8 protein-coding genes and 2 tRNA genes are annotated in these 7,605 nt (G+C 63.1%); 7 read left to right on the top strand and 3 right to left on the bottom strand.

Annotation, left to right across the window (positions count from 1 at the left end):
- The first annotated feature begins 198 nt into the window (after nucleotides 1-198).
- From gcl to EN853_RS04215, 3 genes are all read left to right on the top strand, one after another.
- Complete coding sequence (gene gcl / locus EN853_RS04205; protein ID WP_127858232.1) at nucleotides 199-1,980, top strand: glyoxylate carboligase; 1,782 nt, start codon at nucleotides 199-201, stop codon at nucleotides 1,978-1,980.
- Nucleotides 1,981-2,005: 25 nt separating this feature from the next.
- Complete coding sequence (gene otnI / locus EN853_RS04210) at nucleotides 2,006-2,803, top strand: 2-oxo-tetronate isomerase (protein WP_127858231.1); 798 nt, start codon at nucleotides 2,006-2,008, stop codon at nucleotides 2,801-2,803.
- 102 nt (nucleotides 2,804-2,905) lie between these two features.
- Entirely contained in the window at nucleotides 2,906-3,823 is a 918-nt protein-coding gene (locus EN853_RS04215) for a 2-hydroxy-3-oxopropionate reductase (protein WP_127858230.1), read from the top strand.
- Between the two features lie 134 nt (nucleotides 3,824-3,957).
- On the opposite strand, the gene EN853_RS04220 is transcribed toward EN853_RS04215, so the two are convergent.
- The gene (locus EN853_RS04220; protein ID WP_127858229.1) at nucleotides 3,958-4,818 is read right to left on the bottom strand and encodes an RNA methyltransferase; all 861 of its coding nucleotides are present in this window, start codon (nucleotides 4,816-4,818) and stop codon (nucleotides 3,958-3,960) included.
- A gap of 200 nt (nucleotides 4,819-5,018) precedes the next feature.
- Between EN853_RS04220 and EN853_RS04225 the strand changes: the two genes are divergently transcribed.
- Both EN853_RS04225 and EN853_RS04230 read left to right on the top strand, forming a co-directional pair.
- Nucleotides 5,019-5,103, top strand: a tRNA-Tyr gene (locus EN853_RS04225).
- An 88-nt stretch (nucleotides 5,104-5,191) separates the two neighbouring features.
- A tRNA-Gly gene (locus EN853_RS04230) sits at nucleotides 5,192-5,265 on the top strand.
- Between the two features lie 80 nt (nucleotides 5,266-5,345).
- Here the strand turns inward: EN853_RS04230 and EN853_RS04235 are convergent.
- Entirely contained in the window at nucleotides 5,346-5,753 is a 408-nt protein-coding gene (locus tag EN853_RS04235) for a YidB family protein (protein ID WP_127858298.1), read from the bottom strand.
- Nucleotides 5,754-5,930: 177 nt separating this feature from the next.
- On the opposite strand from EN853_RS04235, the gene EN853_RS04240 reads away from it, so the two are divergent.
- Nucleotides 5,931-6,188, top strand: coding sequence for a GlsB/YeaQ/YmgE family stress response membrane protein (locus tag EN853_RS04240; protein WP_127858228.1), 258 nt, complete (start codon nucleotides 5,931-5,933; stop codon nucleotides 6,186-6,188).
- Nucleotides 6,189-6,301: 113 nt separating this feature from the next.
- On the opposite strand, the gene EN853_RS04245 is transcribed toward EN853_RS04240, so the two are convergent.
- Nucleotides 6,302-7,189: a DMT family transporter gene (locus tag EN853_RS04245; RefSeq protein ID WP_127858227.1), complete on the bottom strand. Its 888-nt coding sequence runs from the start codon at nucleotides 7,187-7,189 to the stop codon at nucleotides 6,302-6,304.
- 287 nt (nucleotides 7,190-7,476) lie between these two features.
- Here EN853_RS04245 and EN853_RS04250 point away from each other — a divergent pair.
- The coding region (locus EN853_RS04250; protein WP_245513479.1) for a GTP-binding protein at nucleotides 7,477-7,605 on the top strand (129 nt) is incomplete at its 3' end.

A 7,605-nucleotide genomic window follows, 5' to 3' on the forward strand; every position in this document is an offset into this window, starting at 1 on the left:
CATATTCTGGCCGATTTCCCGCCCAGCACAATGAAAAAGTTTTTCACCGATTTTCAGGAGTGCTTTTCTGGAAAACAGAAAGTGCCGCAAAATCAGGCAATAAGCGCTATTTGCTCGAAATGAAAAAATATTCTGAAAAAATTGAAAAATCGGGGAGGCGCTGGCATTCTCAGCCAACCAACGAAATGGAGGCTTGCCATGGCCAGGATGCGCGCTGTCGACGCTGCGGTTCTCGTTCTCGAAAAGGAAGGCATCACCAATGCCTTCGGCGTGCCGGGCGCGGCGATCAACCCGCTCTATTCGGCGCTGAAGGCGCGCGGCACCATCCGCCATGTCCTTGCGCGCCATGTCGAGGGCGCCTCGCACATGGCCGAGGGCTACACGCGGGCCAAGGCCGGCAATATCGGGCTCTGCATCGGCACCTCCGGTCCCGCCGGCACCGACATGATCACCGGTCTCTATTCGGCCTCGGCGGACTCCATTCCGATCCTGTGCATAACTGGCCAAGCTCCCCGCGCGCGCCTCAACAAGGAGGATTTCCAGGCCGTCGACATCGCTGCGATCGCGGCACCTGTCGCCAAATGGGCGGTCACGGTCATGGAGCCCTATCTGGTGCCGATGGCGCTGCAGAAGGCCTTCCACCTGATGCGCTCCTCGCGTCCGGGCCCGGTGCTGATCGATCTGCCGCTCGACGTGCAGCTCGCCGAGATCGAGTTCGACATCGACGCCTACGAACCGCTTGCCGTTTACAAGCCGGCGATGACGCGCGCCCAGGCCGAGAAGGCGCTGGCGATGCTCAACCAGGCGGAAAAGCCGCTGATCGTCGCCGGCGGCGGCATCATCAACGCCGATGCTTCCGACCTTTTGATCGAGTTCGCCGAGGTCACCGGCGTGCCGGTCATTCCGACACTGATGGGCTGGGGTTCTATCCCCGACGACCACCGGCTGATGGCCGGCATGTGTGGGCTGCAGACCTCGCACCGCTATGGCAACGCGACGATGCTGGCGGCCGACTTCGTCTTCGGCATCGGCAACCGCTGGGCCAACCGCCACACCGGCTCGGTCGACGTCTACACCAAGGGCAAGAAGTTCATCCATGTCGACATCGAGCCGACGCAGATCGGCCGTGTCTTCGCGCCTGACCTCGGTGTCGTGTCGGATGCGGGTGCCGCGCTGAAGATCCTGCTCGACGTCGCCACGGAATGGCGCACGGCCGGCAGAATGCGCGACTGGTCGGGCTGGGCCAAGGAGTGCCAGCAGCGCAAGAAGACGATGAAGCGCAAGACGCATTTCGAGCAGGTGCCGCTGAAGCCGCAGCGCGTTTATGAGGAGATGAACAAGGCTTTCGCTCGCGACACCACCTATGTCACCACGATCGGCCTGTCGCAGATCGCCGGCGCCCAGTTCCTGCATGTCTACAAGCCGCGCAACTGGATCAATTGCGGTCAAGCCGGCCCGCTCGGCTGGACGCTGCCGGCGGCACTCGGCGTGCGCGCCGCCGATCCGAACCGCGCCATCGTCGCGCTATCCGGCGACTACGACTTCCAGTTCATGATCGAGGAACTGGCGGTCGGCGCGCAGCACAGGCTGCCCTATATCCACGTCGTCGTGAACAACGCCTATCTCGGCCTGATCCGCCAGGCGCAGCGCGGCTTCTCGATGGATTATGAGGTGAGCCTCGCCTTCGAGAACGTCAACCGTGCAGGTGATCCGGAGGCCGGTTACGGCGTCGACCATGTCGCGGTCGCCGAGGCAATGGGCTGCAAGGCGGTCAGGGTGCGCAAGCCCGAAGAGTTCGCCGGCGCCTTTAAGGAGGCGCAGCGGCTGATGAAGGAGCACCAGGTCCCGGTGGTCCTCGAATTCATCCTCGAACGCGTCACCAACATTTCCATGGGCACCGAAATCGACAAGATCACCGAATTCGAGGAGCTTGCCGAACGCAATGAGGATGCTCCGACGGCCATTATGATGTTGGATTAGGTCCGGCGGAAAGAAGGAGAAAAAAATGCCGCGTTTTTCAGCCAATCTGTCGATGCTCTTCGGCGAGCATGATTTCCTCGACCGCTTCGACGCTGCCGCTCGCGGCGGCTTCAAGGGCGTCGAATATATCGGCCCATACGACCATGCGCCCGACGTCGTCGCCGCGCGCCTCAAGAAGAACGGGCTGACACAAGTGCTCTTCAACCTGCCGGTCGGCGACTGGGCGAAGGGCGAGCGAGGCATTGCCGTGCTGCCCGACCGGGTACCGGAATTCCGCCAGGGCGTCGCCAAGGCGATCAGCTACGCCCATGCGCTCGGCTGTGAGCAGATCAACTGCCTTGCCGGCATCGCGCCGCAGGGCGCCGATCGGGCCGTGTTGGAGAACGTCTTTGCCGAGAACCTCGCCTTTGCGGCCGAGAAGCTGGAACAGGCCGGCATCAGGCTGCTGATCGAGCCGATCAACACCCGCGACATCCCGGGCTTCTTCCTCACCCACAGCGACCAGGCGCTGGCGCTGATCGACCGCATCGGTTCGAAGAACCTGTTCCTGCAATACGACATTTATCACATGCAGATCATGGAGGGGGATCTCGCCCGTACCATCGACGCAAACCTCGGCCGCATCGCTCACATCCAGCTTGCGGACAATCCCGGCCGTCACGAGCCGGGGACGGGCGAGATCAACTACCCCTTCCTCTACGAACACATCGACCGCCTCGGCTATTCCGGCTGGATCGGCGCCGAATACAAGCCCAAGGCGGGCACGGAAGCAGGGCTTGGCTGGTTCCGCACGTTTGCGGGGCAGGGGAGCGCCGCGGCTTAAGAGCCGGCGCCGAAGCTGCCAGTCTCCCCCTCGGGGGAAATGTCCGGCAGGATAGAGAGGGGCGCGAAGGAACGCGGCTTAACAAAAAGACGGAGATTGGAAATGGAAACCATCGGCTTCATCGGACTGGGCATCATGGGCGCGCCGATGGCGGGGCATCTGCTCGACGCCGGCTATTCGGTCATCGCCAGCGGCCATCGCTCGAAGCCCCCGGCTGATCTCGTCGGCAAGGGGCTGAAAACGGTTTCCGGCAATGATGCCGTGGCCAAGGCCGTCGACATCATTATCACCATGGTCCCCGATACGCCGCAGGTGGCCGACGTGCTGTTCGGCGAAAACAGCGTCGCCTCGGGCCTGAGCAAGGGCAAGCTCGTCATCGACATGAGTTCGATCTCGCCGATCGCGACCAAGGAATTCGCCAAAAAGATCAACGACCTCGGCTGCGATTATCTCGACGCGCCGGTGTCGGGCGGCGAGGTCGGCGCCAAGGCGGCGTCGCTCACCATCATGGTCGGCGGCGAGGAAGTGGCCTTCGAGCGCGCCAGGCCGGTGTTCGAGAAGATGGGCAAGAACATCACCCTCGTCGGTCCGAACGGCGTCGGCCAGACCACCAAGGTCGCCAACCAGATCGTGGTCGCGCTCACCATCGAGGCGGTCGGCGAAGCCCTTGTCTTTGCCTCGAAGGCCGGCGCCGATCCGACCAAGGTCAGGCAGGCGCTGATGGGCGGGCTCGCCGCCTCGCGCATTCTCGAAGTGCATGGCGAGCGCATGATCAAGCGCACCTTCGCGCCGGGCTTCCGCATCGAGTTGCACCAGAAGGACCTCAACCTGGCGCTTGAGGGCGCGAAGGCGCTCGGCGTCTCGCTGCCCAACACCTCGACGACGCAGCAGCTGTTCAACTCCTGCGCCGCCAATGGCGGCGCCAAGGAAGACCACTCGGCGCTGGTCAGGGCGCTGGAGCGGATGGCCAATTTCGAAGTCGGCGGCGACGCGGCGGAAACCAAAGGCAAGGCAGCATAGGTCAGGAGAGGGCGGCGCAACGTTCCCACGCCGCTGCTCTTCCCCTTGTCGGAGAGCGGGTTCCTGCGTTGTCGTCGGAACCCGCTTTTTTCGTCCCCGGTTGCTCTTCAGTAAAGCGAACTGCCGCTTCTTGCTCAGCCGCGTTTCAGGAAGGCGCGCGCCGCGTAGAGGCTGACCGCCGCCGCATTCGACACATTGAGCGAGCGGATCGCGCCCGGCATGTCGAGGCGGGCAAGCGTTGTCACTGTCTCGCGCGTTTTCTGGCGCAGGCCTTTGCCTTCGGCACCCAGAACAAGGGCGATCTTGCCACCGGCAAAACTTGTTTCAAGTTCCGCCGGACCGTCTGAATCGAGCCCGATCGTCTGGAAGCCGGCCTCATGCAGTTGGCCTAGCGCGTCGGCGAGGTTCTTCACCTCGATCTGGTCGATATGCTCCAGCGCGCCCGAAGCCGATTTCGCCAGCACGCCGGATTCTTGGGGGCTGTGGCGCGCCGTGGTGATCAGCGCGCCGGCGCCGAAAGCCACCGCCGAGCGCAGAATGGCGCCGACATTGTGCGGGTCGGTGATCTGGTCGAGCACCAGCACCAGCTTCGTGTCGCCGAGTGCGTCGAGACGCTTGGCCTTGAGCGGCTCGGCCTCGATCAGCACGCCCTGATGCACGGCGTCCGACCCGGTGATCCTGTCGATGTCCTTGGGCTCGACCAGCTCGGCCTTGAAGGGCAGGGCGGCGAGATCGGCGATGGAAAGCCGCTCGGCGGCATTGCGCGTCACCAGCATCTTGCGGATGCGCCGCGCCGGATTGTCGAGCGCCGCCCGCACCGTGTGCAGGCCATAGAGCCGCACCAGTCCGTCGGCGGGACCTTCGCCCGGCGGCACTGGCTGGCGCGGCCGGAAAGTGGGCGCGCCGCCGGCCTTCTGGTCGCGATGCGCGCGCCGAAGCTTGGCGTAGTGGGTGTCCTTTGGGGTGCCCGGTTTGTTGCTTTTGTTGTCGCTCATGCCGGCCTCTATAGCGGTCCCGTCCGGCTAAGGATATGGGCCGCGGCAATGAATGCCGAACATCCTCGAAAAACCCTGGCCGCGCCGGTTGACACCCACCGGCCTTGCCGCCATAAGGCGCTTCGCTGATTTCGGAGAAGTCGTCTACTCGGGCTCCGGATCGGCGTGAATGCCTCGTTGCATGGCTCCGGCGGCAGACTGGAGAGGTGCCCGAGTGGTTAAAGGGGACGGACTGTAAATCCGTTGGCTTAGCCTACGTTGGTTCGAATCCAACCCTCTCCACCACTGCCGGCCCGGAAGCCCTGAAACGAAAAAGTCTCGGACCGAAAGTGCATGGCGCTTTTCGGGTGAATCCGGTACTTCAGTGTAAGGCGCGGGTATAGCTCAGTGGTAGAGCAGCAGCCTTCCAAGCTGAATATGCGGGTTCGATTCCCGCTACCCGCTCCAGATTTCCATCCGCATCGCTAGTCGCCCGGAAATGCCGCGCGTCCCATCGCGCGCAGCAGTTTCGTTTTGCCGCCTGCCGCCTAGCTGTTGAAGGCCGAGGCGACCTGATGGTTCTGCGGGATTTGGCCGTTCGGCGTCAGCTTGTCGACGATGCCGGGCAGCGCCGCCGACAGTTGCTGCAGCAGCTCCTGTTCGTTCAAACCGGTGCGCTGCGCGATCTCGCGGATGACCTGCGGTCCGATCGCGGCACCGAGATCGTTGGCGTTGATCGGCTGGTTCTGGCCCGTGCCGACCCAGGAATCGGCGACGTTGCCATGGCCGGCATCCTTCAGCTTGTCGAACAGACCGCCAAGACCGCCGAGCAGGCCGCCATCGGCCGAGGTTCCGGCCCCGGATGGTGTCGGGACGGGAGCCTGGGGCTCGGCCGGTTGTTCCTCGCTCTTGCCGCTCAGCATCTTACCGACCAGCAGCGCGCCGAGCGCGATCATCAGGGGTTTGGTGATGTTGCCGCCGGGAACGGCGTTGTCAAAAAAAGGCCCATCTGGATCTCCTATCAACCAAGTCGCCCGGCGCCAAAATGGCGCAACCGGGCGGAATTTCAACCTGTCTTGAGCTTTTGACAATCATATGAAAATGATTGGTGTGGCGGGGATCGGAGGGAAAAAATGGGCATCATCAGCTGGATCATTCTCAGCGTGATCGCCGGCTTCATCGGCAGCAAGATCGTCAACAAGACCGGTCAGGGCATGATAATGGATATCGTGCTCGGCATCGTCGGCGCCATCGTTGGCGGCGTGATCTTCAGCGCCTTCGGCGCATCGGGCGTCACCGGCCTCAACATCTGGAGCTTGATCGTGGCCGTCGTCGGTTCGGTCGTCGTGCTCTGGGCCTACCACCAGTTCTCTGGCAAGCGCACCCTGTAGCAGGACTGACGAAACCCGCAGCCGGTTCGGCCGCGGTCGCAAATTGGCGCAGGTCGCGGCGTGGGATCGCGAGGGCGATACATTGGCATCGGATCGGCGCGATCCCGGCAGCCTCAGGCGACCACAGCCAGGCGCCGCCGTCTTTCGTCGAGCGATACGATCGCGAGGCCGCTGCCGATGACCAGCAGGATACCGCACACCGCGAGCGCGTTCGGGAATTGGCCGAACACCAGCAGGCCTGAAATCACCGCCCAGACGGTGAAGCAGTAGTAGAACGGCGCCACCGCGCTCGTCGGCCCGACGCGATAGGCCATGAAGATGAAGAAGTGGCCGAAGATCAGGAACAGGCCGGCGCCGGCGATCAGCAACAGATGGCGGCCTTCCGGCACCACCCATTGCTCGAAAACGAGATGCGCTACGCCTGAGCCCGCCAGCACGACGAGGACAGCGGAAATGGCGACGATCATGCCGGGCACTTCGGCGCCCACTTTACGCCCGGCGAGATCGCGCGCCGCGGCGAGGGCAGCGTTGCCGAGCGCCAGCAAGGCGTAAACCGAGATCCCTTGCATCGTCGGCTGCGCGACCATGAGGGCGCCGACAAAACCGAGGCCGATCAGCGCCATGCGCGCGGCACCGATCCGCTCGCCGAACAGGAGCGAGGACCCGACCAGCACGATAAGCGGCGTGATCTGCCCAAGCGCCGTCGAATCGGCGATCTGCATGTTGGCCAAAGCCACGACGTAGCAAAGGATCGCAGCCAGCTCGCAAAGGTTCCGGCGCAGCACCTTGCGCTCGAAAAGCAGCGGGATCTGCCGGCCGTAGCCCTGCATGAAAAGCAACGGCATGCCCCACAGTGTCGCGGCCGCGCCGCGCAGCAGGAGCACCTCATAAGGCGGCAGCCCCGTGGTCGCGAGCTTCATCATCGTGTCGTTGACGAGGTAGGACCCGGTCGAGACGATCATGTACAGCGGGCCGCGGATATTTGCCGGAATGAACTGCATTCGCTGAAGAAATCAGAGGCGTGTCGTGGCGGCAATGGGCCAGTTCCGGTAGATCGGGCTTCTATCCTCAGGATAGCTGTTGATGAGACTGCCGGGGCGTCAAGCCGCGTCGATTTGAATTCCCCTGTCACGATCCTATATCCGCGCTACATCCCTGAAATCGGATCGTTGGTTCGGGCCGAGTGCGAGAACGCTCAGCCACAAGGCACTTGTGTTTTTCGACCGTTGTCGCTAATCGCCCCGCATTCGACTGAACTGAAGGTCAAGGCCGCCCAAGGAAAGAGACTATGGCAAAAGGTAAATTCGAGCGCACCAAGCCGCATGTGAACATTGGCACGATCGGGCACGTCGATCATGGCAAGACGTCGCTGACGGCGGCGATCACGAAGTATTTTGGCGAATACAAGCGCTATGAC

The sequence above is a fragment of the Mesorhizobium sp. M1C.F.Ca.ET.210.01.1.1 genome (assembly GCF_004791585.1).
Lineage (GTDB): Bacteria > Pseudomonadota > Alphaproteobacteria > Rhizobiales > Rhizobiaceae > Mesorhizobium.

Coding starts and splice junctions, on each gene's coding strand:
- gcl (WP_127858232.1), top strand. CDS start 199: ATGGCCAGGATGCGCGCTGTCGACGCTGCGGTTCTCGTTCTCGAAAAG.
- otnI (WP_127858231.1), top strand. CDS start 2,006: ATGCCGCGTTTTTCAGCCAATCTGTCGATGCTCTTCGGCGAGCATGAT.
- EN853_RS04215 (WP_127858230.1), top strand. CDS start 2,906: ATGGAAACCATCGGCTTCATCGGACTGGGCATCATGGGCGCGCCGATG.
- EN853_RS04220 (WP_127858229.1), bottom strand. CDS start 4,818: ATGAGCGACAACAAAAGCAACAAACCGGGCACCCCAAAGGACACCCAC.
- EN853_RS04235 (WP_127858298.1), bottom strand. CDS start 5,753: ATGATCGCGCTCGGCGCGCTGCTGGTCGGTAAGATGCTGAGCGGCAAG.
- EN853_RS04240 (WP_127858228.1), top strand. CDS start 5,931: ATGGGCATCATCAGCTGGATCATTCTCAGCGTGATCGCCGGCTTCATC.
- EN853_RS04245 (WP_127858227.1), bottom strand. CDS start 7,189: ATGCAGTTCATTCCGGCAAATATCCGCGGCCCGCTGTACATGATCGTC.